The following is a 24,944-nucleotide window of genomic DNA, read 5'->3' on the forward strand; positions in this document are numbered from 1 at the left end:
ATTATTGCAACCACTAATGAAGAGTAAGATTAAAACGCTTGATGGCCTTATCAAGTGTTACCTCCTCAGTTGTGGTCAGGAAAAAATGACGGTCTCGACGTTCGTTGAAGTCGGGCAAATCAAAAATGGCATGGTCAAAGCGGGGGTAGCGATTAAGAATAATGATAGATGCGAATATTCCGAGTGATGAAAAGAGGATCATAAGTTCGAAACAAATAATCATGAAAGCGGGCCAGCTATTAACAGGACGCCCACCAACATTGATGGGAAAATAAACCGCGTTCGAGTAGTACTGAAGAACAAAGCCAGTGATGAAACCAATGAGACCACCAATGACCGCAAAGACGGTGATTAAATCAGTGCCTTGTGAGCGAAACGTCATGATATCGTCTTCTGGAACTGGGGTGTAGGCACGAAAGGTGAGTCCCTTCGCTTCAATAAGATGAAGGGCGTCCTTAAATTCTTCGTGTGAATCAAATTCGTAAATTAAAAGTCTTCTTTGCATTCTTTAACCTCAGTGATCGGAATAAAAGGCAAGAAGCGAATCACAAGAAGCATTCCAAGGCCAAAAAGGCCAAAGGTACCAAGAAAGAGAAGCCAGTCCCAAACAGTTGGACTGTAATTACCAACACCAGATGGAAGATAAGCATCCATAAGACTGGTGATCACGATCATATATCGCTCCATCCACATTCCAATCAAAACCAGAATAGAAATAATAAAAAGCATTTTTTCGTTTCTTCGGAACTTAGGGACCCAGAGAAGCTGAATCACGACAGAGTTACAAAAAAGCATGCTCCAAAAGGCCCAGGCCTTTTCTCCTGTTGCTTTATGAACAAGATTGACGACCTCGTAGTATTCTTCTCCGTACCAGACCATGAAGAATTCGGTTATGTAGAAAAAGGTCACGAGGGTGCCACTCATCAACATCAGCTTGGCACTTTTTTCAATGTGTCTTTCCGTTATGATGTCTTCAACTCGGAACCTGTGCCGGAGGAGAATTAAAAGACAAATCACCATGGCAAATCCGGAATAGATCGCACCTATGACAAAGAAAGGAGGAAAGATAGGCGAGTGCCAACCTGAAACTCCCGCGGAAGCAAAATCCAGAGAGACGACTGTGTGAACGGAAACCACAAGTGGTGTGGCCACAAGGGCCAGGAGAAGACTCGCTTTTTTAAAGATCAACCATTCACGGGCCTCGCCGCTAAAACCCAGACTCAAAATACCGAAAATAATCTGCTTCGCTTTTGAGTTTGTTTTTTCTCGGGCAATAGCAAGATCAGGAATGAGACCTACATACCAAAAAATCACCGAGACCGTGAGATAGGTCGTTACCGCAAAAGCGTCCCACACGAGAGGGCTTCGGTATTGCGGAATAAGAGTCATGTCATTCGGATAAGGTAAAAGCCAATAGGCGAGCCAAGGTCTTCCCATATGAAGAAGAGGGAACAACCCGGCACAAGCAACCGCAAAGAGGGTCATGGATTCTGCCAGACGATTGATAGAGCTTCTCCATTCTTGACGAGCGAGAAGAAGAACTGCAGAAATAAAAGTCCCCGCATGTCCTATTCCAACCCACCAGACAAAATTGATGATCGCAAATCCCCAGGCGACAGGAATGTTGACTCCCCAGACAACTGTTCCTTTTAGAAGAAGATAGGTGATGGCCACAAGAAGCACCATTAAAAGGAAAAGCATGGGAAGGAAAAGCTTAAATAAAAGGGCCGACTTAGTGACTCCAAGTTCACTCAATCTCTCACTTAAATCGTGCATTTCAGGTCTCATAGCGAATCACCTTTAAGTAAGAAGTTCGAGGAACTGTTCCTTCATCTTCTAGAAGATCGTAATTGTGAGGTAGATTCTTTTTTCGAGAAACAACTGAGGTCTCATCTTTTATGTTCCCAAATGAAATGGCCTCCGTAGGACAAGCGACCTGACAGGCCGTCCTGTTTTCTCCTGTTTTAATTCTTTGAATACAATAGGTGCACTTCTCCATGACTCCACGTTCACGAACACTGACTTCCGGATTAAATCCCATGTTCCATGGTTTCTGAATGACCGAGTAAGCTTTAAAGTTAAAGCGACGAACTTTATACGGACAGTTGTTAGAGCAGTAACGAGTTCCTACACATCGGTTGTAAACCATTTCATTGAGTCCTCCATTCCCATGAACTGTCGCATTCACAGGGCAAACGACTTCACAAGGGGCCTTCTCACAATGCATGCAAGGAACAGGCTGAAACATCGCCTGACCATCTTTAAAATAGGTGTCAATTCTTAACCAGTGAAGAATGCGGTCGCGTCTGACTTGATCTTCTCCAACAAAAGGAACATTGTTTTCGACTTGGCAGGCACTGACACAACTCTGGCAGCCAATACAAGTTGTGAGATCAATGGTCATTCCCCATTGAGGTCCTTTTTCCTGAAGAGGAATTGGATGCTCAGGATAAAGGCTTGCTACTTTTATTTTAGGTTCTTTTGCTCCAAGTGGAAGACGACCTTGTTTGACCGGAGAATGCTTTTCAGGGAGCATTTGAAAGCCATGAGTAGAGGCTAAATCAATAAAGCCGTTTGTCTTCTCAATTGTGACCGCTTCATCTTGTTGAAAAGAAAAAGCGCTATATCCTCGATCTTTAGCAATGAAAGTTCCGCTGGTTTGACCATATCCATAGGTGGCAATAATTGTTTCTCTTGCCACTCCCGGAAGGACCCAAACGGGCCCTTTAATTCCAACTTTACTTGATTTCACTTTGATCACATCACCTGTTTTAACTTTTAAGGTCTCGGCCTCTTCTGGTGAAATGTAAAAAGCGTTCCTCCACGTCAGTTTCGAGAAGGGCTTAGGAAGCTCCTGCATGATGGGATTATTAGCAAATTCACCAAACCCGACCGTTGGATCAGGAAGAAGTTTTACGTTGAAACCATCGGTGAGAGTCCTTTTACTAAATTGGCTTAAAGGGGCCAGAATCGAATTTGTTTCGCCAGCGATCCATCCCTTGTGAAGACCTTCTTCCCAGCGAGTTTGATACGTCTCTTTTAAGAATGTAAGAGGGGTCTTCGATTCGCCTAAGATCCCCAGTAAAAACTGAGGAAGTGAAAGAGAAGAATAAATGGGCTCAATCAATGGCTGTTGAATCGTAATAGAGCCATCAATGGCCCTTAAGTCTCCCCATGATTCCAATGGATGAGATTTGGCCACTTTGATTGTTGCAAGTTCATGACTAGAGTTAGGGAAAAGTGACAAAGAAATCCTTTCTGGGACATCTTTAATGAGAGATTCCATCTCCGGGTTCCAGTAAACGGGATCAGAGTCCAGAATAAAAAGCGTCTTAATTTTTTTATTCTTAAGCAGTTTGATGAAATCCGACTGCACATGGGTCTCTGGCAATTCAAAAGCGAGATATTGATAATCCACTTTTAGTAGCTGGTTTATTGTCTGTTCAAGATTTTTTGCCTCAGGATCAAGACTGTTATTGATAAAAACAATGGCCCGTCGGTCTTTTATTCGAGAGTAGAGTTTTCTCATCCTCTCATTCATCACCGGATTCCCTGCAATGATATTCATGAGGTCAACGGCATCATTCCAGATTTCTTCTCTTGTGATGTTGACTCGAGTGTCGGCCTTGGCCCCCATAAGTGAAGGTGAAGATTCATAAACATAAAGTTCATTCATCTCTTCTTTTCGATTGGTTGAGATGGCCCTTTCTCGTCTTCTCATAAATTCCCGGGCGATTTTTAAAGCATCCGGCCTGTTAAAGAAGGCATCTTCGTCAAAAGAAACAACTACATCCTGACTAAGTTCATTGATCAGATTCCAGGCGGTTTGTTTATAGGGAGAGAAGCTTACCCATTTAGACTCTGGATATTTCGTTTGAATGTCTTCAATGAGGCGATTGATAAAAGGCGAATGTTGAGCAGGGAAAATAAAACCAACTTCTTCACCCTTATCCCACCGCGAGGTCATCTCCTTGATGAGAGAAGGAAACTCACTGATGTTCTTTTCTTTCCCTTTCCAGTTTATTCTTTGGTTTCGTCCCGGGTGATAGAGGTCATACAGCATGGCCTGGGCAGTAGCTGTAGTCGCACCCAAGGAATAGGGATGGTTTTCATTGCCTTCTATCTTGATGGGTCTACCTTCAAAGCATTTAACTTTAATTCCTTGTGAGAAACCATTTGAAGAAAAGGCGCTTGTGTAAAATTCATAACTCCTTGTTGAATATTCTGCAATCTCCCGAGGCATGGGAAGAATATGTTGGGCGGGACGGGTACAGTTTGAAAGGAAGGTCATTGTAGAAAACAGACCCATGTATTTTAGAAAGTCCCGACGATCCATGTCCGAGAGATGAGCTGGGCCCGCAAATTCTTTATTCGGCTCTATCTGTGACATGTATAACAACCTTTTAAATCACCTTGAGGAACTTCATCGGCCCTTTGGTTCTCATGAAATGTACGATGGCAGCTCAAGCACCATTGCATGGTGAAATCATGGGCCGTTGTCATTTTAGGCATCCCTCTTACATCACCATGGCAGGTTTCACAGCTTATGTTTTGTTTGATATGTTTTGAGTGATTGAAGTACACATGATCGGCGAGCAAATTGACTCGATTCCATTTGATGACGTCCTTTTTTTGGTAAGCACTTCTAACGGGATATAGAAAGGCAGAAGTTTTTAAAATGTCTTGGTGACACCCATAGCAAGTTTCAGTTGATGGAATATCTGCATGGAAGGACTTTTCAGGTTGGGTGTGACAATACTTACAATCAATTCCCACGTCTTCAGTATGAAGCTTATGAGAGAAGGCGAGTGGTTGTTCTCTGAAATGACCTTTCTGTGTGACGTAAGCTGATTGGCCAAAGATAAGAGCAAGACAAACAAATGAACCAAGTAAGACCACTGAAAGAACAATCAGCTGCTTTAAGAGCCTGTTTTTCTCCTTAGAAAGTTTAAACATGAGTTTGGGCTTTCGGAAAAATGAATCAGGACACTTTCTTAAAACAAACTTTATACGTCAAAATGCACTGAGTGATTATTTCGCGTATCTTAAATACTTCCATCCCCACAAAATAGCGGCCGCACTAAGAATCAAAGCACTGTAACCAAGGTGATGCTGGTAACTCTCTGCTAAGAGATAAGCAGATACTCTTGTGATAGAAGAAATGAAAACAAGTGCTGTTACAACATAAAGAATTTTTTCATTCTCCAGTTCTTTCTTTTTGGGACCATGCGACTGAAGGACTCGTGTAGCAATAAGAAAACTAAGAAGGGCAATTCCGTTTATGAAGAACGAATGAGACGCATGAATCCCTGCATCAGTCCAAAGGGCCCTGAGGAAGAAGCTTAGAGCGATCATCCAGGCCGAGAACCAAATACACCAGGTAAGAGCTGTTTTATCCTTCGGTGCTAGATACAATTTCCAATAGGTAAATGAAATAAAGGAAACCACAATGAGTCTGATCCAGTTCCCAATTTCTTCTGGTGCAAAATAACTTCCTACGAATGCAGCAATTAATAAGAAAAAATGTAGTGGAACCGTTTTAAATATTGGAACTGGTCTCTCATATTGAGTTCTTTGTGCGGTAACAATTTCAACATGTCCAAGAATTCCTGGAATTAATCTACTTCCCACTCCAAGAATGATGGCGGCAATGGCCCCTTCATAGTGGAGTCTCATGAGTGAATCAGATTCAATAAAAATTCCTAATAAGCTCGATAGTGCCCAAAGAACGAGACCTACGAAGATAAAGACAAAACTGTAGGGTGGGTTTTGTTTTCTTTTAGTAATTCGTCTTAATAAAAAAATCAGGATGGTGATAGGCTGTAGAGCTGAAGCAACTTTAAGACAGACTTCGTGCCCTAAATGGCCCGCAACCATTGCCATCACAATGACAGCGAAGAAGGCCCCTACTTCTAAGGGACGTGCCTCATCAGTCTGAGAAAATTTTGGGACTGCGGTCATGAGGAAGCCACCAATAAAACTTGCCGTGAAACCATTAAGCATCAGGGCCCGATGAAGAAGTACCGGGTAATCGCCAGAGTTAAATATTTGAGGAATCCATAGCAGGATGCCGCAAAGAAAGAGAAGGGTCCCAAGGGGAAAGAAGATTCGGTAAGGCTCGTTTATATACTTCATAGCTCTATTCTAAATCCTAGGTCGCCCCAAATGCATGACTTAAATCATGATTTGCTTGATTTAGGTCTGGCCCATTGGCCGAGCTTATATGCTCCCACTCTTAAATATTGCAGGTATCCGCGAGGAATAATACCTAAATCGTTCTTGAAGGCCGAAAATCTTAGAGCTTCCTGATCTATCTCGCTTTTTTCAATCAGTCTAAGAACTGCAATTATTTCTACTCTTTTTGATACTTGATCTTCTTCTAGAAGTTCAAGTATCGCTTCTCTTGTCAAATAATCATGCTCAAGCCTTTGTTTCCTTGAACCCTGAATTCTATCTGTTCTTCTTGGGCGTAGCTGATATTTTACGATTCTGCCATCTCTCTCGAATAAACCTACGCCGTAGTAAGCGTTTCCAAAGTAGTCTTTGTGATTCGTAATTAAGGGGGAGATGAGAAGGAGTAGAGGAGAAGAAAAACTGGCAAAGAGAAGATCCTGTTCTTTATTTCCTTCATAGAAACGGATTGCAATTCCCAAGGCATCCGGCCATTCTTTGTTCTTCCACCACGCACTGGAGAATCGAACGAGGGCCTCATGAGGTAAGATGTGTGAATCCACCTGTGCTCCAAAAACAATACCTCTTGGGTGGAACATGCGAGAGGATCTCAATAAACTAATAAGTGCAGTGAATATGCCTAAAAAATAACCATGAATGAGACCCATCTTTTCCATGAAAGTCATACGTCGTATAACTTAGTCAGAATGCATGGCAGCCGCCAAGTTTAAACCTTGTTTGGCCTTCGGTGCTTTGCTAGATTGCCGCCATGTCAAGATTTACCTTAGGCATCAGGCAAATCAATTTCCACATACAACGGTAAATGATCTGAAAGATTCTTCCAATGACTGTCTGTGAGCGCCATGGCGGTCACGGGATTAAGTCCATGAACAAAAAATCTGTCCAGTGAAAGAGTCGGCATAAATGAGGGGAAGGTCAGAGGGTATTTTCCGTGTAAGAATTTGAAGACTTCCTTTGCTCCAAGATTATGTTCGATCTTAGGTGAAATCTTTTTGTTCCAATCGTTAAAATCACCAACCAGGACCCAAGGTGTTCCTTCATCGGTTCTCATGTGCTTAATGATCATATCGGCCTGCAGATCGCGGCCACCTTGAAGAAGATTCAAGTGAGCATTAGCGAGAACAATTTCTTGGCCCGTTTCTGGAATCTGAACTTTCGCTTTTAATAGGCCACGATGTTCAAAACGATTGGTTGAGATCACGTGATTGTTCCAATCCATGATCGGGAACTTACTAAGGATGGCGTTCCCATGGTGCCCTTCCGGATAAACAGCATTTTTTCCATAAGCAAAATGGGTCCACACTGTATCTGCAAGATATTCAAATTGAATGGCGGTCTTCCAATCTGGAATACGACATTTTTTATCCTGATGGTCTCCTAACACCTCTTGCAAGAAGAGAATATCGGCGTTGGTTTCACGAAGGGCGAGGCGGATTTGTTCCAAAATAAAGTCACGATTACCAATCGTGAAGCCTTTGTGAATATTGTAAGAAAGAATCCTAAGTTTCATGTTTTAAAACCAATATTTAAAAAGAAAGAACAATCTTGAAAGGGCCCGGTCCCATAGGGGCCGTTGCTTCAGACCTTCCAGAGTTATGTCCTTTTGGGCCACTAATGAGGAGAGAAAATGTTCCTCCACCTGTTTCTTATTTTTTGGATCTTGAATCACCAGATCCACTTCTAAATCATGAATGAAACTCCGATGATTCAGGTTAGTTGATCCAATCGTCATCCAATCATCAATGATGTAATTTTTGGCATGGAGAACTGAATCTGTATACTGGTAAACCTTAACACCTTTGTTAATCAGATAAGCATAGTAAAAATATTGAAGCCAACGGAAAAACTCAACATCCGTGCGAGAAGAGATCAAGAGTCTTACATCGACTCCGCGCTTTGCCGCCTTTCCCAGGGCCCTGATGAGCCTTCTTTTAGGGATAAAGTAAGGAGTCATTAGCCAAATGTGACTTTGAGAGCGATTGATCTTTTGCAGAAAGTTCTTGTAAAAATATCGCTTCATAAAAAGCGTGTGATTCAGTCTTAGAGGTGACTGTCGCCAATTAATATTAAGTTTCTTCTTAAGTTGCTTTTTATAACGGAAATAGTCTCGTAACTTCCAGTTCTTTTTAAAGTTAAGAACTGCGAAACGCACATTATCTCCGGTCACACGCATGCCCATGTCTTTCCAAGGTTTGTCTGTGTGATACTTAGTGTGTTCAGCAGTGACGTTAAAACTACCTGTGTACATAATAGTATTATCAATCGTCACAATTTTTCGGTGATTGCGTTTATTCAACCTCACCATCCTGACTGACATGATCTGAAGTTTGCGGATGAAATTTAAATTTCCATAGTAAGGATGATAAAAGGGAAGAGGATTATAGATCTTAACAAGAATCCCTTTTTTCTGAAAAATGCCGTGAAGTTTATCAAAGAAAAGATAACTTCCAACCCCATCTACGATGATCTGAACTTTCACGCCACGCTGGTGAGCACTGATAAGATGGGCCACCATTTTTTTCCCCAACATATCATCATTGAAGATATACATCTCCATCGTAATGTAGTGCTGAGCTTGATCGATGTCCTTCATGAGTCGATCAAAGTACTCATCCCCATCAAAAAAAACTTCTTCGGTTTTCCAGTAGTGTGACATGGATATCCTTTCGGATTTTCAAATAATTAGTAAAGTAGAGTGTGCTACTCGGATATATTTGAGGGCTAAGGTTCTGCCATGAGATTTCGATAAGTTTGCATACATTTCGATAAATGGATGGACCATGGCCCTGACCAAAGAAGCGTTCCTCAGTATTATTAAATCTGCAGCTAGTAGTGGAGTGAGTGATATTCACCTGCGAACGGATGAGAAGCCTTGTTTTCGATTAAGAGGTGATCTGGTTCAGGTTAAGTATGATCCACTAACTAACGACGATCTGAAACTTGTCTGCAGTATCATGATCAAAGATTCAGATATTTTGAAGGGCCTTGATAAAATTAAAGAGCATGACGGATCTTTCTCTGTCCCTGGTGTCTGCCGTGTTCGTTATAATCTCATGCGCTACCAAGGAAAGATTGGTTTAATACTTCGTCTCATTTCTGATAAAGTTCCAACGACTGAAGATCTAAAACTTCCGCAAGTCATTAATAAAATCGCTGGAGCAAACGCTGGACTTGTTCTTGTAACAGGTGCCACTGGTTCGGGTAAAAGTTCGACTCTTGCAGCAATGATTAACCATATCAACAAGACTTCTGCTGTTCACGTTCTCACTCTGGAAGATCCAGTTGAATATGTTCACACACCGATTAAAGCGCGGATTACTCAGCGTGAGATTGGACAAGACACTTCTGATTTTAACTCGGCCCTTCGTTCGGCCCTTCGTCAGGATCCCGACATTATTCTGATTGGAGAGATGAGAGATGCTGAGACCATTTCGATTGCGATTAAAGCGGCCGAAACAGGTCACTTAGTTTTTGGAACTGTTCACACCACGGATGCACTTAGTACGATTGGACGACTAATTTCCATGTTTCCGCCTGAAGAGCAGAACGTTGTAAGAACTCGTCTTGCCGATAACTTACATGCAACTATTTCCCAACGACTGCTTAAAACTCAAGATGGAAAAGGTCGCGTGGCCGCTCAGGAAATCATGATTAACAATCCTGGTATTCGTGAGGCGATCATGGAACCTTCAAAAACCAAAGACATCTACACCTACATCGAAAAGGGTCGAACCACTTCTGGTGCTCAGAGTTTTGACCAACACATTACGTCCCTCTACAAAGAAGGGCGTATTACGTTGGAAGAGGCGAAGGCAAATGCCACGAAGCCAGAAGATTTCGAGAGAAACCTGATGTTTGGTGATTCTCAAGGGGACGACTGATTGATATGATCCTCTTACTGAGGTCATATTATGAATCTTTCTTTCAGGCACTACTACTGGCGCTGGCTTAAAAACCTTGTTTTTCTTTTTGTTCTTTTTGCCATTCTCATGACTTTGGCGAGGACCACTTTTGCTTTGTTCTTTGGCGATTGGGACACTCTGGTTGCAAATCTTTCCGGAATTAAGCAGGCGATGATTCTTGGTTTTCGCTATGACCTCATGCCACTCGCTTACATTAATATTATTCCATTTCTTATTCTAAATATTGCTTACTTTCTTCCGGGTAAACGAGTCATCAAAGGCACGCGCTTTTTGATGGTAACCACACTCTGTTTTGGTTACTTCGCTCTTTGCTGGCTTTATGTTTGTGATTATGGTTTTTATTCTTATTTTCAAGAACACTTGAACATTCTGTTCTTTGGCTTTTTTGAAGATGATACTCAGGCATTGATCGTAACGATTTGGAAAAACTATCCTGTGCCTCTATGGGGAACGATTCTTTTCTTTGTTCACTATGGATTATATCGCTTTATTAAATTTTTATTCTCGCCATTTGAGTTTGATCTTAAGGCCAAAAAAAATGATTTTAAGGTTCCAGTTACTTTATTAGTAGGACTGGTTGCTATTGCATTCATGGGGCGGGGGAATTTCACTCGTCTTCCACTTTCAGTTGAAGACTCATTTATTAGCGATAATGAGTTTGTGAATGAAATTGCTCTTAACGGTGCGCTTACACTTAATCGTGCAATTAAAATCCGAAAGACCTTTGGTAAAGATCAGTATGACTACTTAAAGAACTACGGATTTGCGAATTGGGAAGAGGCCTTCAAAGCAGCATGGAACTCAACTCCAGAATCTTCAGACATTCGGACCGCACTTACTGCCAAAACACCTGCAAATCCATTCTTAAAGAAAAACCCTCCTCACGTTGTCATGATTGTGATGGAAAGTTTTGGTAGTTACTGGAACGATCAAGACTCTTCAAAGTTTGAACTCCTAGGTGAGCTGAAAGAGCATTTCTCGAAAGGCATTCTGTTCAAAAATTTTCTTCCTGCTGAAAACGGAACCATCGGAAGTATTGTATCAGTTGCGACTTCTCAAGTGATCCGTCCGGGGGCGCGCTTTTTATCTGAATCTGAGTTCATGCAAACGGCCCTTAAATCTGCCGGCAATATTCCGTTCAAGGAAAGCGGCTACGAGACTCATTTTGTATACGGTGGAAAACTCGGTTGGAGAAATCTCGGTAAATACCTCAGCACTCAAAAATATGATCGAATTTGGGGCGCTGATGAAATCAAAGAGGCAATGCCCGAGCTTAATAATTTTTCGGCCCGTGATTTAGGAAACGAATGGGGAATCTTCGATGAGTATCTTTATTCGTTTATTGATGAACAAATTCGAACGGCCACTAAGCCACAGTTCTTTTTGATTCTTACGACTTCAAATCATCCGCCATTTGAGTATCCATCTTCGTATACTCCGAAGACTTTGACTTTAAGTCCGGAAGTGATGGAGGCGATCACGGTTGATGAAAATCTCGCTCGCAAAAGATTCCTTGGCTTTCAGTATTCAAATCAAAAGACCGGTGAATTCATTACGCGAATCAAGGGTTCTGCGGCCGGAGATAAGGTGATTGTTGCTTTGACGGGTGACCACAGCTTCTGGATCGCCAAGGGAGTTGAGCAAGACCAGGAATTTCGTCGCTACGCAGTTCCATTCTTTATTTCAGTACCAGATGCCTATAAACCGGCCAATGTGGATTTGACGAAATTTGGCTCTCACGAAGATATTTTCCCGACGCTTTATCATCTGGCACTTTCTGGCCAAAGTTACATCAAGCTCGGTGAAAACCTTTTAAGCGATGAATCTCATGCCATTAACAGCACGGGAATTTTTGCCAACAAAGAGGGCGCTTATCACCACGGAAAATATTGGAAGTGGAAGGACCTAGATAAACAAATCCTTGAGCCAACTGAAGAAACAGAAAATCTGCGCGCTCTACAGCAGCACGGACTTGGTCTCATTGGTATTACAGATTCTTATCTTAAGGCAGAAAAGAAGAGTACGCGGCCTGACGGAGATAATGGTCGGCCATAACGATTTTTGCCATCGCTTCAACCACAGGAACAACTCGTGGAAGAATGCATGGATCGTGTCGACCGGCACGGGCCTTATCACCGATGGTTGACGGGGCCTTGAAGGCAAGTTTTAAAACAATCTCTTCACCGTTAGAAATTCCACCTTCCATTCCGGCAAAGTTCTTCGAGTCTTTAGAGATCTCAGATCCTGGTTTAAGTGCCACTTCAAAACCATCTCCCACACTCATGCCAATGCAAGCAGGAAGTGAAAGCATCGCTTTAGCAAAGTCAGCTTTAAGTTTATCGAATACCGGTTCACCTAAACCAGTGGGAGAACCCAAAATTGAAAGGGCCACAATCCCGCCGGCCGATTCACCTTTGGTTTTGCATTCACTTAAGAAGGCAACGACTTCGTCTGACATCTTCTTCTCAGGGACATTAATTTCACCTCGAGAAACAGAGTGGTCAGCAGGCCTTGCGTTTAGTTTAAATTGTCCCACTTGTTCGATATAAGCGTAGAAAGACGCTTTCGGAAGAATAAGTCCTGCAAAATATCCACCGATTACACGGGCAAGAGTCTCGCGACCGGAAGCACGTCCACCGCCGCGATGATCACGATAACCATACTTCATCATGGTGGTTTTATCAGCGTGTCCTGGGCGATAAGAATCTTTTAAAGGTTCGTAATCAGCGCTTCGCTGATTGGTGTTTCTCACAATAACAGTAATCGGAGTTCCGAGAGTCTTCCCTTCAAAGACACCAGAGAGAATTTCTGGAACGTCATCTTCTTTACGAGACGTATGAACTGCGTGCTGCCCGGGCGCGCGACGAAGAAGTTCTTTTTTAAGATCATCCAGATTTACAGTAAGACCTGCAGGCATGCCGTCGATAATCACACCAAGTGCTTCACCATGAGACTCACCGAAGGTGGTCACGCGAAACAATTGACCGAAGCTATTGCCACTCATGTTTGATCCTTTTCAAAAATTCTTCCCGAAACTTTTCGAGCGGGTTCTCAGGTAGAGTTATCATTTCTTCTACCGAAATATAGGTTTCTGGATTAAGGCCACAAGGGTTGAGACTTCTTAAAGCAGAGACCATGTCTTTATTGTATTTCATATTGAGGGCCATACCATGAAAAGTCACAAGCTTCTCAATAGCGATTCCCATAGAGGCGAGTTTTCTTTCACCTTTCCATAGACCCAGATACTTATGTTCGTGGTGAACGTCTTTAACACCCCAGTCTTTTAAGACCTCAATTGAGAAATCAAAAATCTGATCCATCATATGAGACAAAGAAAGTGTCTGCGGATTGAGTTTCACGATGGGATAAAAAATAAATTGTCCCGGATGATGAAACGTTAGACCACCGCCACGCTCAATCTGATGAAGCGGGAAGGGAAGGTTAGGATAGTTTTCTGGTTTAAACTCAACCAGCTCCAGCACTTCACCCTTACGAGGTTTTTGCAGCCCGCGACCATTGGTTAAAACTTCCGGGTGGCTCGTGCAGATTAAAATACGAAGGCCTTGGCCTTCTTGTACTTTGGTAAGTGCGAGACGTTGGAACTTGTGGGCCAGGGAGTATTCCCAGTTCCATTTCGTGACAACGATTGTTCTTTCATTAAGAGTTGTAAGGTCACTCTCTTTTAAATCCAAAGATGCAAGTTCAGCGGATGAAAAGAGAGTGCTCATGATTAGGCTTTGGCCTCAACGTAGTCCAAAAAGTCTGAAGCTTTATATGAACTTCTGACAAGCGGACCTGAAGCGACAAATTTGAAACCCATTTTAAGGGCCATACGTTTTAGTTCTTCAAACTCTTCAGGAGTATAGAATTTCTTCACATCTAAGTGACGCTTACTTGGTTGAAGATACTGACCGAAAGTCACGATATCTACTCCATGAGCTCTGATGTCTTCAAGAGCTTCCTGGATTTCTGCCCAAGTTTCACCCAGACCCACCATAAGTGAAGTCTTCGTTTGAATGTGAGGATAATTTGTTTTGTAGAACTTAAGACAGTTAAGGGTCTTCTCGTAACCAGCACGTGGGTCACGAACTGGATGAGTAAGGCGTTTTACTGTTTCAAGGTTTTGCGCAATCACGAATGGATTCGATTTTGCGAGAGTATGCATGCGTTCTTCATCACCAGCGAAATCTGGAATCAGAACTTCAACTTTCGTTTCAGGATGATCTTGGTGCACTCTATTTACAACTGCGGCGAAGTGTCCTGAACCGTGGTCAGCAACATCGTCACGATCAACACTTGTGATCACAACGTAACGAAGAGACATCATGCCCACCATCTTGGAGGTGTTCTCGATTTCTTCGTGATTAATAAAGCCTTTTGGATTTCCGGTCTTCACGTGACAGAATTTACAAGCACGTGTGCATGTATCTCCAAGGATCATCACAGTTGCAGTACGAGCGCTCCAGCACTCCGAAATGTTCGGGCACTTCGCCTCTTCGCAAACAGTAGAAAGACCCTTCTCGCGAAGGTTATTGCGGATATCTTTAAAGTCGTCCCCTTGTGGAAGTTTAACTTTCAACCACTCAGGTTTTCTCTGGTATGTGTCTTTATCAAAATATGTTACGGCCATGAGGGATATCTATCACGTCAGAGGCGTATTCGACTAGAGGGAGAGGCATTTTTCATGGTCTTTAAGTACTTAAAATTACTACTAAAACCTTACTGGTTTTCTCTGGCCGTCTGCCAGCTTTACGTTAAAACGCTCAATGACCTTTTTATCACCACCATATGTGATGACTTCCAGGAAATTCCCTTGAAGTTTAAGCACGCTAAAAGTCGTTATGAACTGTTTATAGAAAACACTATACGGATTTCGATAAGAGACCACGTTATTGATTCCGCCGGAAGGGCCGGCAGTCAGATAGGTGATTCCCGCTTTGTGACTTCTTTCATACATATGAAGATGCCCTGAAAGCACCATCTTCACTTTATATTTTTCCAGCATAGGAACGAGTTCATTTCTTAAGCGAGTAGGGATGGTGCGCACGTGTTCAAGGTTTGATGAGTAGGGAGAGTGGTGCATGGTGACCACTGTCGGTTTTCTCTGTTCCTGTGCAATTCTTAGTTTGGCCTCTAGCCACTCCCATTGTTCTAGAATTTTTGATTCGGACATGGACTCAAAATTTGAGTTCAACATGAGAATATTGATTCTTCCGAGATCTAATTGCATGTGACCAAGATCCGGACTGTGTCCATTTCTCATGTAAGTGAGAAATTCCGGCGGCGCTTTGTCCATTGACGGAGATTCAAAGTATTCGTGATTTCCGACCGCCGCCATGAGATAGGAACGACGAAGATAGACATCTACTGTGTTGAAGAAATTGATCCATTCGTTTTCATAACCACCATGCTGAACGATGTCGCCTGCATTGATGATGAGACTAAAAGGATGCATTTCCTGAAGCTCAGCAATGGTTTTAGATAAATTGGTGGCCCGAACCTGACCTGCTTCATTCTTGATTTGAGTGTCACTCATAAAACCAAAATAAAGAGGGGATTTATTCGTGCAAGGAATGGCAACGAGAGCATTATCAACTTCGGTACGACTTTCTGACGAAATGGTGTAACGAAGAGGTCTATCGCAATTTAATTTCCCAAGATCAATTTTAGTTAACTTGCCTGCATAATAGAGACTGCCAAAAGTTCTTTTTTGTTCCTGAATTTTAATTTCAAGGTCGATATCTTTGGTGGTCTGAAAATTGAGAGTGATATTTCCTTGGTCTTCAACGGTAACGTAAGGAGAAATAGTGAAAATACTTTGAGCGGTCACACTCAAAGAAAACATCAAGGGCAAAATGGTTGTCGCAGTTCTCAACATCCATAAAGCGTAAATTTATTATCGGAGTTATTCAAGCCCCCTCGCAGGGAGGGGGCAAGTTTACGAATTTAAAGCTGGGGTTTTATAAGAGGTACGGCCTGTTCAATGACTTTTACAGCACCTTTCTTGAAACTACCTACTTCGGCGTCCTGAAGGTTTTTGTTCATCTCTTGTCTATCTTTACCTACCAGAAGTGAGTCGGCCTTGAATTTGTTAATGATCACAGTCAGGTCTTTGGCAATGCCTGAACCTTTCGTGTCTTTAATCATGATACCAACTTCACGATTGAGCTTAGAAGAACGAGGATCCAAGTTATAGGTACCAATAAGGGCGATTTCATCATCAATTACCGCTGTCTTGGCGTGAGTCGTATCAACCAAGTTGTATTCGTAAAGTTCAATTCCCATGGCAATCATAGTGTCTTTAGCCGCTTTATAGCCAGCTTGCGCAAAGAGGTTGTCAGTCGACTTAAGAGAGTTTGTGATAATGGTTACTTTTACTCCACGGTCAATCAGATCCTGAAACATGGTATGAGCACGTTTCGTAGGAATCAGATAAGGAGAAAGAATAAGAACCTTCTTCTTCGCCTTACTTACGATGGAGTAGAGTTCATCACTCACGAGCATGTTTTTTGAACCCATGTTCTTTTCAGTTGAGTTTGAAAGTAATTTTACACCATCAATTTCCTTAGCGTCTTTGAACCAGTCTTTACCTGTGTTCCATTTTGCGGTCCCTTTACCACTCTTTAATCTTTCGAGCAGGGACTTCATTCTTTCTGAAGAAGATTTCACATCTCGGAGCATAAGGGCATAGAGCTTATCCACATTTTCGTCACATTCAGGACCACGAACGGTTTCACAAATATAAACAAGTTTTTCACGTTGAAGTTTGTCGTAATAGGCCTTCTTCACGATATCGTTCTTTTCCCACAGACCCATGTAGTACTTGCGTGTGTCCTGAACCACTTTCCCGCTGATCATAATATCCAGATCGTGAAAGTTTCTTTTCTTATCAAGACCGAAGTATTTGGCGTCAACGTTACGTCCGCCAATGATGAGCTTTGATCCGTCCACTAAGAGCATTTTGTCGTGAACGCGATTGAAGATATCGTAAATCGTATGAACATCTTCAAGGCGGTTAAAGAGCTTAAAAGTGATATTAGTCTTACCGTTCTTGTCTTTACAGTCACGTTGAGTGGCGGCGATGGTGGTATCTTTCACGCTGCTTGAGAGAGCATCTAGAAGGATATTAACCCTTACTCCGCGTTTTGAGGCCTCACAAAGGAGGGCCACCCCTGTCGTTGAAACATCGTCATCTGTTACGGCGAAGTATTCGACTAAAATTTCAGATTTTGCTTGTTGAATAAGGTCTACGCGAGCTTGCAGGGCCTCTTTGTCATCATAAAGGAAGCGCGCTTTTTCGGCCTTCACCTGAGTGGCAAGAGTCATTAACATAGTCAAAGCTAGTGTTTGATGAATTCTCATGGAATTCCCCCATAAATGGTTATGGTGGAGTACTAAGCAAGTGGCCTGCCAAATTCACGGACGAGGAATCATAAGAGTAGAATTCAAGCAATGATTAAAAAGTAGGAGGTGTCTAAAACTTAGACAGGGCCCCTTTTTTAAATGGGCCCTGAGATTAATTGAAATTAGTTCGAGCAAGTGACAGTAAATTCTCTAGCTTGGTTGCTGACAATAAATTTGCCTTCAAGATCACCCTTTGCAAGGTTCAAAGTATAAGGAACTTCTGACTCAATACCGACGCCATCAGTTGAAAAATTCACTCGAAAGGCCTTAGAGTCTGAAGTGGTAATCACATAAATGTTTGATCCATCAATATTGCTTGAAAGAGAGGCGTTCGAGCATAGAAGAGGCTTTCCTGTATTGTCTCGACATCCGCTTAATCTTTGTCCTACCAATTCATGAGTGGTCGATAGACCTGATAACTTATCATATGAAATGACTTCACATTTTAAATGAGAGTCTGATGCAAAAGAATTGATCGCAAATAATGCAGAAACTAGTGTTAGTGTCTTCTTCATAAACGTCCTCCAAATTTTCATGGAGATTATCAGAAGTTATTTCTTTTCTAATGTGCTTTGAAAAAATTTATAAGACTGATCAGAGTTTAGACAGACCTAAGGGTCTCCATCACATTTGTTGAAGTCCTTGAAAGTTCTTTTCTGAAACTCCTCCCATTCTCACGCTCTTAAACCTCCTCAAGATCCCTGGAAATGTGTGACATATGCCCTTTCCAAATGAGGAGAGGCAATATGACTCAGTTAAAACTCAACATCTATAAAGGCACTCGAGGCGGAAGACGTCCGGGATCTGGCCGCAAAAGAATTCATTCCAGAGGTGTCGCTCATAGGACCTGGGAAAAAGTGAATGGGAAAACTCCTCTCCATAAGAAACAAGGAGTGTCTTAAGATTTTGAAAAAGGCGATTAAGAATGCCAGGTCTCAAGGGATTAGAATCCTTCATTTTTCACTCGAATCCAATCATGTCCACCTCATCATCGAGGCCACTTCCAATCAGATTCTCACCAAGGGCATGAGATCCTTCACCATCACTTTTGCCAAAGGGATAAATAAGGGGAGAATTCAATTCGAAAGATACCATTTGCATGTACTGAAGACCCTGAGAGAAACTAGGAATGCCATTCATTATGTGCTTTTTAATCATCAAAAACACACCGGTTTGAAAACGGCATATGTCTCGACCTATTCAAGCTTAGGAGTGATCAAGAATTTAAAAGAGCTGGCAAAAGAAATGAGGATGACGGTGGTTTTACGAGGGATTCCAGAGTTAAATTTCTTGGATGACCCTCGGAGCTGGTTGGCCAAAAAGAGTTTGAATCTCCAACTCATTTGTTAGAGATTCCACTCTCAAAGTGGGATGAGAAAACACTCGTCCCAGATAGGCATGATCTTAACCTTCTGTTGAACTTCCGCAGTTGGCATGGTTTTAAGAATAATCAGACGACCATCTAAACGAAGTTTGTGTTCAATTCCCTGTCGAGTGCCGTAGCTCTCTTCAATTTGAGCGTCTAGACCTTCACCGAGTTTCCAAGCACTGTCCGGAATGACCATGATGCCTTCAGTGGCATTTGGAAGAGACATGTTCCATTTGCCCCAAGGAGTTTCCGAAGCACCTTGCTCGAACTTCACCGGAATAAAATTCTGATAACCCATGAATTGGGCAACAAATAAGTTTCTTGGAGTCCTTAAAAGAGAAAGTGGAGTACCTAGTTGCTCTAGACGACCAAAGTTCATAAGTCCCACGATATCGGAATACTTCAGGGCCTCTTCTAATTCATGAGTCACCCAAAGGACCGTAATTCCTTGCTGACGGATAAATTGGAAAAGACCATTTAATATATCTCGACGTGTAAATGGATCCAAATGAGTAAATGGTTCATCCATTAAAAGAAGAGCAGGGCGATTAATGAGTTCGGCCGCGAGTAAAATTTTTTGTTTTTGTCCGCTTGAAAGTTGAAACAAGTTCTGACGAAGCTGGAAGGTGAATTCAAAAGTGTCCGCAAGATCGCGGGCCAATTGGATCTTCTTTTCATCATCAATGTCCAAAGTAATTTTACTGATAAGAAACTTTTGAACATTCATATCAGTCAGAATTTCATGAGTCGGAAACAAAGACACTGAACCATCAGTTTCAAAATTCCCTTGATCGGAATTTAGTTGGCCCGACAAAATCTTAAGAAGTGTGGTCTTACCACTTCCGTTAGGTCCCATGATTCCCATAACAATTCCCTTATTAAGGGTGAAGTTAAGGGCGTGAAGGCCTGCGATACCGCGTGAATCAAATTGTTTCGAAAGATTATTTACTCTGATCATGTGCCTTTCTTTACCACTAAAATGAGCCCTGCGAAAAGCAGAATGACGCCTAAAATGCGAGTCATATTGATCGGCTGAGGAGTAAGATTCATAAGTCCGTAATGATCAATAATTACAGACATAACTAATTGTCCTGTCACATAGGAAGCAATCATGGTCGTTGCTCCGAGTTTGGGAATAAAAAACATGGCCGCAGTAACGAAGATCGCACTCAAAATACCACCTAAAAATAAATACGGTGGTGCTTCAGTGACACGTCTTAGATCTGTCATTGTGACGCCCTGGAGAAGCAGCAAAAAACTCAATCCAATAGTTCCTATGATTAAAGAAATAATCGGAACAAGATAAGGATGCTTAAGAAATCTTGTAAACTCAGCATTGATTCCCGCCTGAATGGGCATTAAAGACCCTATAAAGACGGCCGATAGAATTAAAACGAAGATCATATTCGACCTCAGCATGAATATATGGTTCAATTAAAGTATGACATTAACTCAATTAAATTACATCATTGCTGTTGATAGAAACCGTAACTTTGCTCAGGCCGCGAAAGAGTGTTTTGTGACTCAGCCGACTTTGAGTATGCAGATCCAAAAGTTAGAGGACTATCTTCAGATTATAATCTTTGATCGTAGTAAAACTCCCGTTGAACCAACTCCCATGGGGAAAAAAGTCCTGGAATACGCCCGCAAAGTCATGCAGGGTGCTCATGAGCTAGAAGAACTTTCAAAGTCACTTCGCGGAGAAGTGGCGGGAGAGTTTATTCTGGCGGTGATTCCAACTCTCGCTCCCTATGTACTTCCACTATTCGTGAGAAAATTTGTTGAAGAGTACCCTCAGGTTGAACTTAAAATTTTTGAATATCAAACGGACGAAATTATCCGTTACCTTAAAGAAGGCAAAATCGACGGTGCGATCCTGGCGACTCCATTAGAAACAAAAGAACTGACTGAAGAGCATCTTTTTTACGAACCATTTAAGATTTTTCTTTCTCCTGATCATCAGCTTCTCAAAAAGAAGACGGTGGATGAGAAAGATCTGGATATTAAAGAGGCGTGGCTTCTTAAAGAAGGACACTGTCTTCGCGCTCAGGCCCTTCATCTTTGCCAATACAAAAATGTTGGTGAGGGAAGACATCTGTTCTTTGAGGCCGGCAGTTTAGAAACGCTCATCAACATGGTGAAGTCTTCACACGGTTTTACGGTTCTGCCTTACCTATCAAGTGTGAATATGAGTACGGCCGATCAAAAGCTTCTTAAAGACTTTAAAAACCATGTTCCAGTTCGAGATATTAGTTTTGTGACGGGTCCGCTTTCGATGAAAAAATCAATTGAGAAGGCCTTAGTAAAAACCATTCTTCAGACCATTCCTAAAGAACTTAAGAAATCCAGCTCTAAAGCAGAAGTGGTGGCCATTAACTAACGGCCGCCACCTTCTTATTCTTCTGCATAAAATAATACGATTCAGTTGTGTACCAAGCGAGAGCGACCCAGATGAGAAGGAACGCATTGAGCTTGTCTGGACTTAAAGGTTCGTGAAGAACAAGTAACCCGCACAGGAACTTTAAACTTGGTGAAAGGTATTGGATAAATCCCAAAGTCTGAAGTTGTAAACGACGAGCACTGTAAGCGAAAAGGACCAATGGGATACAAGTCACAAGGCCCGAAAGAAAAAGAGTTCCAATTTTCCAAGAAGGAAGAACCTCAAAAATAGTCAGTGGTGATGTTGGTTCAAAATGCCAGAAGGCCAGAACCGGCAGGATCATGAAACAAGTCTCAAAAGTTAACCCTTCCATGGACCCCACATGCGTAAACTTACGAAGTAATCCGTAGAGAGCAAAGGTCAAAGAAAGAGCAATGGCAATCCAAGGGAAATGCTCGAGATCAGTTTGAAGGGCCATCATTACTATGGAGACCAGTGCGAGCACAATGGCCGGCCACTGGGTAGGGCGAAGCTTTTCTTTAAGAATGAGCCAACCCATAAACACGTTAATGAGTGGATTCAAGAAATAGCCCATGCTTGCTTCCAGAACTTTTCCGATATTCACGGCATAAATATAAAGAAGCCAGTTGGACGATATGAGGATTGCTGACATCATCAGCATATTGCGTGTGCGTTTTTGCTGCCAGATTTCTTTAAGGCCTCCGGTCTTCTTAGTGAAAACCATAATGATCATCAAAGTGACGAAAGACCATAGAAGACGATGACCGAAAAGATCCCAAGCTGAGACATCATGAAAGATTTTCCAATAAAGCGGGAAAGTTCCCCACATGGAAAAGGCGAGCATGGCAGCGAGATGGGCCTTGGAAATTTTCATATTATCTCAGGTTAAATTTATTCTTGATCCTTAAAGCGATAAAAATAGCAACGATCGAAGTCACCACACCAACCAGTCCCACTACATTGTAATGAGTGAGTGCGCCCGCTGCCGTAGAACCCAAAATCAAACCCGCACCTTGAGAGGCCAGACCCGATGAGAGTTGTCTTGAAGCGTTCTCAAGACTCATAAAAGTCCCGCGCTCTTCAGGTTTTACCACTGCAGATACAAGTGTCATGGCCGGTATAAAGCGTGCAGACCCAAACATGGTGAACAATGAAGTGACAATCAAAGCTATCCAAAGTGGAGCTGCAGGAAGATTTGTGAGTAACAGGATAGGAACAATAGAAATCACTGCAGTTACACGAAAGACCGCATAACTTCCGATCTTATCGCAGAGTTTTCCTACAATTCTGGCAGTAATAATCGTACCAATTCCACCAACAAGATAAATGAGAGGAAGTTTGTCTTCCGGCATTCCCACGTTTCTCACAATATAAGTTGAGATAAATGGAACGATCATAAAGATACCGAACCCCAGAGTACTCGTAAGAGTAAAGGCCTGGATGTAGTCTTTTTGGATCAAGATGGATTTGAAGTTCATCAGATTAGATTTAAAACTTCGTGGTTCGGTTTTAATTTTCACTGAAGGAAGAACGAAGTAGGCCGCAATCCAGAAAATGAGTCCCACGATACAAATAAAGTAGAAGGCCCCGTGCCAGTCAAAAGCATTAGCAATGAAGAGTCCTGTCGGAACCCCCAGAATACTACTGATGGAGAAGGCCGACATCACCACACCCATTGCGGCCCCACGGCGCTGATAGGGAATTAAATCAGAAACTAAAGAGAGAACACTGGCATTCAAAACGCCACCGAAAGCTCCAGCAATGATTCTTGCGGCCAGGAGTGCACCAAAGTTTGGTGAGATGGCGCACATGAAAGTACCGATAATGAAACCTGAGAAGTTAAAGAGCAAAAACTTCTTACGATCAAAGTGATCCGCATAAAGTGCCCCAAAGAATCCAACGATTCCCGCACTAAAGGTATAGGCCGAAACCAGTGTCGAAAATTCAACCGGAGAAATATTGAAGACTCGCATGAATTGTGGACCCAAAGGCATCATGATCACGAAGTCTAAAATATGCGCCACTTGAATGGCCGCGAGGATAATAACAATGAACCTCTCCTTACGGAGAACGGCCAAATCGTCAGTAGCGGGAACGTTCATCTTTTTAGTCTTTTAAGCCTACAACTTCAGAAAGTTTAGAGCTTGTATCATCCAATGTTTCCAGAGAAGCGACTGTGCTCACACAGTGATCAATCATAGAAACTGCTGCAGGATGATGGTTACCGGAATTTTTAACGCCACCAAATGGAAGTCTGGCAGTTGCACCTACGGTTGAACGATTCAGGTTGATAAGACCAGCATCAATGTCACGTAAGCACAGATTATAGATGTCAGCACTACGAGTATAAACCGAAGCAGCTAGACCGTATTGAGTGCAGTTGGCGATATGAATGGCCTCTTCAATGTCCTCGTAAGGAACGAAGAAACAGTTTGGTCCAAAGATCTCTTCCTGAATGAACTTGCCTTCAAGGTTTGGCTTCTTCGCATAATGAATCGAAGGAGACACATAATAACCCTGGAAACCAACATCGAGTTTACGAGGAGACACGATCTCTTCAGCACCTTCTTGTTTTCCGAAGTTACAGAAATCAAAATAAAGTTTTTCCGCATGCTCATCAATCAGAGGTCCCATGAAAGGATCTGGCTGAGAAGTAGGGTGTCCTACACGAATTCTTTCTGTCACAGCTTTGAACTGAGAGATGAATTCTTGCTCAATCTTCTTATGCACAAGGATCATTGAAGTTGAAGTACAACGTTGACCAGAAGTCAGGAAACAAGCTCTTAGAAGTTCTGGAAGCGCGTGAGAGATGTTTGTATCGTGGTGAATGATAGTTGAGTTCTTACCACCCAGCTCTAATGCCACAAGCTTAGAAAGATCTTTATAAGTGTTCTCTACAATTCTTTGACCAACACCCTTTGAACCCGTGAAGAACACACCTCTGATGCGTTGATCTCCAGTAAGTTTACCGGCCGTATGACCAGTACCATTGATGAAGTTAATCACGCCTTCCGGGAAACCAGCAGCGTGGAAACATTCCATCATCAGTTGTGCTGAATAAATTGTTTTCTCAGACGGCTTGAAGATAACTGAGTTACCCGCTAGTAGAGCGGCGAGAATCTGTCCGTTTGCCAAGTGGCAAGGGAAGTTAAAAGGTCCAATCACAAAACAAGGACCAAGCGGTTTATAGACCGTGTGCCCATCAATTTTTGGCATCACTTCTTTAATGGTTTCACGCTTAATGCGCTCAAGTGAGTCAGTGATCGTTACTGTCACTTTGCTATCAAGAGCAGCAGCTTCGGTCTTTGCCTCCCAAAGTGGCTTACCCACTTCAAGAGCAAGCGCCATGGAGATTTCATCTTTACGAGCGCGAACGGCCTCTTGATATTTTTTCAGATAAGTGATTCTTTCTTCGAAAGATGTTTTTCTCCAGGTCGCAAAACCTTTCTGGGCCGATTCAATGACCGGTTCGATATGATCGTAATAAACACCTGCTTCCCACAAAACTTGGGTGAGGTCAGCGGGAGAACGTTTTAAGATCTTTTCTTGAGCGTTAGAAGATTGATGAAAACGACCATTAAAGTAGTCGCCTTTGAGAGTCATTTGCATAGGGAAATCCTTCTCTTAAATGATGATCCCAATCATACTCTTTTCC

General features: G+C 42.4%; 24 protein-coding genes. 5 read left to right on the forward strand and 19 right to left on the reverse strand.

The features are described 5' to 3' along the window. Positions 1-13: 13 nt before the first annotated feature. From ACJVC5_RS08725 to ACJVC5_RS08760, 8 genes are all read right to left on the reverse strand, one after another. Positions 14-505 carry a DUF3341 domain-containing protein gene (locus ACJVC5_RS08725; protein WP_408098988.1) on the reverse strand — a complete coding sequence of 164 codons (492 nt, stop codon included), beginning with the start codon at positions 503-505 and terminating at the stop codon, positions 14-16. Continuing rightward, complete coding sequence (gene nrfD, locus ACJVC5_RS08730; protein WP_408098989.1) at positions 487-1,788, reverse strand: NrfD/PsrC family molybdoenzyme membrane anchor subunit; 1,302 nt, start codon at positions 1,786-1,788, stop codon at positions 487-489. The genes ACJVC5_RS08725 and nrfD overlap by 19 nt, the downstream gene beginning before the upstream one ends. Then, positions 1,778-4,390, reverse strand: coding sequence for a 4Fe-4S dicluster domain-containing protein (locus ACJVC5_RS08735; RefSeq protein WP_408098990.1), 2,613 nt, complete (start codon positions 4,388-4,390; stop codon positions 1,778-1,780). The genes nrfD and ACJVC5_RS08735 overlap by 11 nt, the downstream gene beginning before the upstream one ends. Next, positions 4,378-4,956, reverse strand: coding sequence for a cytochrome c3 family protein (locus ACJVC5_RS08740; RefSeq protein ID WP_408098991.1), 579 nt, complete (start codon positions 4,954-4,956; stop codon positions 4,378-4,380). Before ACJVC5_RS08740 ends, ACJVC5_RS08735 begins: the two co-directional genes overlap by 13 nt. Before the next feature lie 75 nt (positions 4,957-5,031). After that, positions 5,032-6,135 carry an NnrS family protein gene (locus ACJVC5_RS08745; RefSeq protein WP_408098992.1) on the reverse strand — a complete coding sequence of 368 codons (1,104 nt, stop codon included), beginning with the start codon at positions 6,133-6,135 and terminating at the stop codon, positions 5,032-5,034. Between the two features lie 44 nt (positions 6,136-6,179). After that, positions 6,180-6,857 carry a hypothetical protein gene (locus ACJVC5_RS08750; protein ID WP_408098993.1) on the reverse strand — a complete coding sequence of 226 codons (678 nt, stop codon included), beginning with the start codon at positions 6,855-6,857 and terminating at the stop codon, positions 6,180-6,182. 98 nt (positions 6,858-6,955) lie between these two features. Further along, on the reverse strand, positions 6,956-7,702 hold the full coding sequence (locus ACJVC5_RS08755; RefSeq protein ID WP_408098994.1) for an endonuclease/exonuclease/phosphatase family protein: 747 nt from the start codon (positions 7,700-7,702) through the stop codon (positions 6,956-6,958). A 3-nt stretch (positions 7,703-7,705) separates the two neighbouring features. Next, positions 7,706-8,848: a phospholipase D-like domain-containing protein gene (locus ACJVC5_RS08760; RefSeq protein ID WP_408098995.1), complete on the reverse strand. Its 1,143-nt coding sequence runs from the start codon at positions 8,846-8,848 to the stop codon at positions 7,706-7,708. Between the two features lie 124 nt (positions 8,849-8,972). Here ACJVC5_RS08760 and ACJVC5_RS08765 point away from each other — a divergent pair, with 124 nt between their 5' ends. Next, the gene (locus tag ACJVC5_RS08765) at positions 8,973-10,073 is read left to right on the forward strand and encodes a type IV pilus twitching motility protein PilT (RefSeq protein ID WP_408098996.1); all 1,101 of its coding nucleotides are present in this window, start codon (positions 8,973-8,975) and stop codon (positions 10,071-10,073) included. A gap of 30 nt (positions 10,074-10,103) precedes the next feature. Beyond that, positions 10,104-12,170, forward strand: a complete 2,067-nt coding sequence (locus tag ACJVC5_RS08770) for an LTA synthase family protein (protein WP_408098997.1) — start codon at positions 10,104-10,106, stop codon at positions 12,168-12,170. On the opposite strand, the gene aroC is transcribed toward ACJVC5_RS08770, so the two are convergent. The 6 genes from aroC to ACJVC5_RS08800 form a co-directional block, all read right to left on the reverse strand. Next, on the reverse strand, positions 12,118-13,119 hold the full coding sequence (gene aroC / locus ACJVC5_RS08775) for a chorismate synthase (protein ID WP_408098998.1): 1,002 nt from the start codon (positions 13,117-13,119) through the stop codon (positions 12,118-12,120). The genes ACJVC5_RS08770 and aroC overlap by 53 nt on opposite strands. Next, entirely contained in the window at positions 13,106-13,843 is a 738-nt protein-coding gene (gene lipB, locus ACJVC5_RS08780) for a lipoyl(octanoyl) transferase LipB (RefSeq protein ID WP_408098999.1), read from the reverse strand. The genes aroC and lipB overlap by 14 nt, the downstream gene beginning before the upstream one ends. Before the next feature lie 2 nt (positions 13,844-13,845). Beyond that, positions 13,846-14,745, reverse strand: a complete 900-nt coding sequence (lipA, locus tag ACJVC5_RS08785) for a lipoyl synthase (RefSeq protein WP_408099000.1) — start codon at positions 14,743-14,745, stop codon at positions 13,846-13,848. 81 nt (positions 14,746-14,826) lie between these two features. Further along, complete coding sequence (locus tag ACJVC5_RS08790; protein WP_408099001.1) at positions 14,827-15,993, reverse strand: metallophosphoesterase family protein; 1,167 nt, start codon at positions 15,991-15,993, stop codon at positions 14,827-14,829. Between the two features lie 68 nt (positions 15,994-16,061). Continuing rightward, positions 16,062-17,477 carry a phospholipase D-like domain-containing protein gene (locus ACJVC5_RS08795; RefSeq protein ID WP_408099002.1) on the reverse strand — a complete coding sequence of 472 codons (1,416 nt, stop codon included), beginning with the start codon at positions 17,475-17,477 and terminating at the stop codon, positions 16,062-16,064. 164 nt (positions 17,478-17,641) lie between these two features. Further along, a complete protein-coding gene (locus tag ACJVC5_RS08800) occupies positions 17,642-18,034 on the reverse strand; it encodes a hypothetical protein (protein ID WP_408099003.1) in 393 nt (130 codons plus the stop codon). Positions 18,035-18,265: 231 nt separating this feature from the next. Between ACJVC5_RS08800 and ACJVC5_RS08805 the strand changes: the two genes are divergently transcribed. Both ACJVC5_RS08805 and ACJVC5_RS08810 read left to right on the forward strand, forming a co-directional pair. Continuing rightward, positions 18,266-18,421, forward strand: a complete 156-nt coding sequence (locus ACJVC5_RS08805; protein ID WP_408099267.1) for a hypothetical protein — start codon at positions 18,266-18,268, stop codon at positions 18,419-18,421. Beyond that, positions 18,381-18,869: a transposase gene (locus ACJVC5_RS08810; RefSeq protein WP_408099004.1), complete on the forward strand. Its 489-nt coding sequence runs from the start codon at positions 18,381-18,383 to the stop codon at positions 18,867-18,869. Before ACJVC5_RS08805 ends, ACJVC5_RS08810 begins: the two co-directional genes overlap by 41 nt. Positions 18,870-18,880: 11 nt before the next feature. Here ACJVC5_RS08810 and ACJVC5_RS08815 read toward each other — a convergent pair whose 3' ends face one another. Together ACJVC5_RS08815 and ACJVC5_RS08820 are read right to left on the reverse strand one after the other, a co-directional pair. Continuing rightward, positions 18,881-19,846 carry an ATP-binding cassette domain-containing protein gene (locus ACJVC5_RS08815; RefSeq protein WP_408099005.1) on the reverse strand — a complete coding sequence of 322 codons (966 nt, stop codon included), beginning with the start codon at positions 19,844-19,846 and terminating at the stop codon, positions 18,881-18,883. Beyond that, positions 19,843-20,292: a DMT family transporter gene (locus tag ACJVC5_RS08820; protein WP_408099006.1), complete on the reverse strand. Its 450-nt coding sequence runs from the start codon at positions 20,290-20,292 to the stop codon at positions 19,843-19,845. Before ACJVC5_RS08820 ends, ACJVC5_RS08815 begins: the two co-directional genes overlap by 4 nt. 37 nt (positions 20,293-20,329) lie before the next feature. On the opposite strand from ACJVC5_RS08820, the gene ACJVC5_RS08825 reads away from it, so the two are divergent. Beyond that, positions 20,330-21,268: a hydrogen peroxide-inducible genes activator gene (locus ACJVC5_RS08825; RefSeq protein ID WP_408099007.1), complete on the forward strand. Its 939-nt coding sequence runs from the start codon at positions 20,330-20,332 to the stop codon at positions 21,266-21,268. On the opposite strand, the gene rarD is transcribed toward ACJVC5_RS08825, so the two are convergent. Genes rarD through ACJVC5_RS08840 form a run of 3 tightly spaced genes read right to left on the reverse strand, consistent with a single transcriptional unit; the run spans position 21,261 to position 24,898 of the window. After that, a complete protein-coding gene (gene rarD, locus ACJVC5_RS08830) occupies positions 21,261-22,163 on the reverse strand; it encodes an EamA family transporter RarD (RefSeq protein ID WP_408099008.1) in 903 nt (300 codons plus the stop codon). The two genes, ACJVC5_RS08825 and rarD, sit on opposite strands and share 8 nt — an antisense overlap. Before the next feature lies 1 nt (position 22,164). Then, entirely contained in the window at positions 22,165-23,391 is a 1,227-nt protein-coding gene (locus ACJVC5_RS08835; protein WP_408099009.1) for an MFS transporter, read from the reverse strand. Positions 23,392-23,395: 4 nt separating this feature from the next. Then, positions 23,396-24,898, reverse strand: coding sequence for an aldehyde dehydrogenase family protein (locus tag ACJVC5_RS08840; RefSeq protein WP_408099010.1), 1,503 nt, complete (start codon positions 24,896-24,898; stop codon positions 23,396-23,398). Positions 24,899-24,944: the final 46 nt, after the last annotated feature.

This window comes from Peredibacter sp. HCB2-198 (genome assembly GCF_045999315.1).
GTDB lineage: Bacteria > Bdellovibrionota > Bacteriovoracia > Bacteriovoracales > Bacteriovoracaceae > Peredibacter.

What these genes read in the sequence shown, in the direction of transcription:
- ACJVC5_RS08725 (WP_408098988.1), bottom strand. Translation starts at nt 505, where the DNA reads ATGCAAAGAAGACTTTTAATTTACGAATTTGATTCACACGAAGAATTT.
- nrfD (WP_408098989.1), bottom strand. Translation starts at nt 1,788, where the DNA reads ATGAGACCTGAAATGCACGATTTAAGTGAGAGATTGAGTGAACTTGGA.
- ACJVC5_RS08735 (WP_408098990.1), bottom strand. Translation starts at nt 4,390, where the DNA reads ATGTCACAGATAGAGCCGAATAAAGAATTTGCGGGCCCAGCTCATCTC.
- ACJVC5_RS08740 (WP_408098991.1), bottom strand. Translation starts at nt 4,956, where the DNA reads ATGTTTAAACTTTCTAAGGAGAAAAACAGGCTCTTAAAGCAGCTGATT.
- ACJVC5_RS08745 (WP_408098992.1), bottom strand. Translation starts at nt 6,135, where the DNA reads ATGAAGTATATAAACGAGCCTTACCGAATCTTCTTTCCCCTTGGGACC.
- ACJVC5_RS08750 (WP_408098993.1), bottom strand. Translation starts at nt 6,857, where the DNA reads ATGACTTTCATGGAAAAGATGGGTCTCATTCATGGTTATTTTTTAGGC.
- ACJVC5_RS08755 (WP_408098994.1), bottom strand. Translation starts at nt 7,702, where the DNA reads ATGAAACTTAGGATTCTTTCTTACAATATTCACAAAGGCTTCACGATT.
- ACJVC5_RS08760 (WP_408098995.1), bottom strand. Translation starts at nt 8,848, where the DNA reads ATGTCACACTACTGGAAAACCGAAGAAGTTTTTTTTGATGGGGATGAG.
- ACJVC5_RS08765 (WP_408098996.1), top strand. Translation starts at nt 8,973, where the DNA reads ATGGCCCTGACCAAAGAAGCGTTCCTCAGTATTATTAAATCTGCAGCT.
- ACJVC5_RS08770 (WP_408098997.1), top strand. Translation starts at nt 10,104, where the DNA reads ATGAATCTTTCTTTCAGGCACTACTACTGGCGCTGGCTTAAAAACCTT.
- aroC (WP_408098998.1), bottom strand. Translation starts at nt 13,119, where the DNA reads ATGAGTGGCAATAGCTTCGGTCAATTGTTTCGCGTGACCACCTTCGGT.
- lipB (WP_408098999.1), bottom strand. Translation starts at nt 13,843, where the DNA reads ATGAGCACTCTCTTTTCATCCGCTGAACTTGCATCTTTGGATTTAAAA.
- lipA (WP_408099000.1), bottom strand. Translation starts at nt 14,745, where the DNA reads ATGGCCGTAACATATTTTGATAAAGACACATACCAGAGAAAACCTGAG.
- ACJVC5_RS08790 (WP_408099001.1), bottom strand. Translation starts at nt 15,993, where the DNA reads ATGTTGAGAACTGCGACAACCATTTTGCCCTTGATGTTTTCTTTGAGT.
- ACJVC5_RS08795 (WP_408099002.1), bottom strand. Translation starts at nt 17,477, where the DNA reads ATGAGAATTCATCAAACACTAGCTTTGACTATGTTAATGACTCTTGCC.
- ACJVC5_RS08800 (WP_408099003.1), bottom strand. Translation starts at nt 18,034, where the DNA reads ATGAAGAAGACACTAACACTAGTTTCTGCATTATTTGCGATCAATTCT.
- ACJVC5_RS08805 (WP_408099267.1), top strand. Translation starts at nt 18,266, where the DNA reads ATGACTCAGTTAAAACTCAACATCTATAAAGGCACTCGAGGCGGAAGA.
- ACJVC5_RS08810 (WP_408099004.1), top strand. Translation starts at nt 18,381, where the DNA reads ATGGGAAAACTCCTCTCCATAAGAAACAAGGAGTGTCTTAAGATTTTG.
- ACJVC5_RS08815 (WP_408099005.1), bottom strand. Translation starts at nt 19,846, where the DNA reads ATGATCAGAGTAAATAATCTTTCGAAACAATTTGATTCACGCGGTATC.
- ACJVC5_RS08820 (WP_408099006.1), bottom strand. Translation starts at nt 20,292, where the DNA reads ATGATCTTCGTTTTAATTCTATCGGCCGTCTTTATAGGGTCTTTAATG.
- ACJVC5_RS08825 (WP_408099007.1), top strand. Translation starts at nt 20,330, where the DNA reads ATGACATTAACTCAATTAAATTACATCATTGCTGTTGATAGAAACCGT.
- rarD (WP_408099008.1), bottom strand. Translation starts at nt 22,163, where the DNA reads ATGAAAATTTCCAAGGCCCATCTCGCTGCCATGCTCGCCTTTTCCATG.
- ACJVC5_RS08835 (WP_408099009.1), bottom strand. Translation starts at nt 23,391, where the DNA reads ATGAACGTTCCCGCTACTGACGATTTGGCCGTTCTCCGTAAGGAGAGG.
- ACJVC5_RS08840 (WP_408099010.1), bottom strand. Translation starts at nt 24,898, where the DNA reads ATGCAAATGACTCTCAAAGGCGACTACTTTAATGGTCGTTTTCATCAA.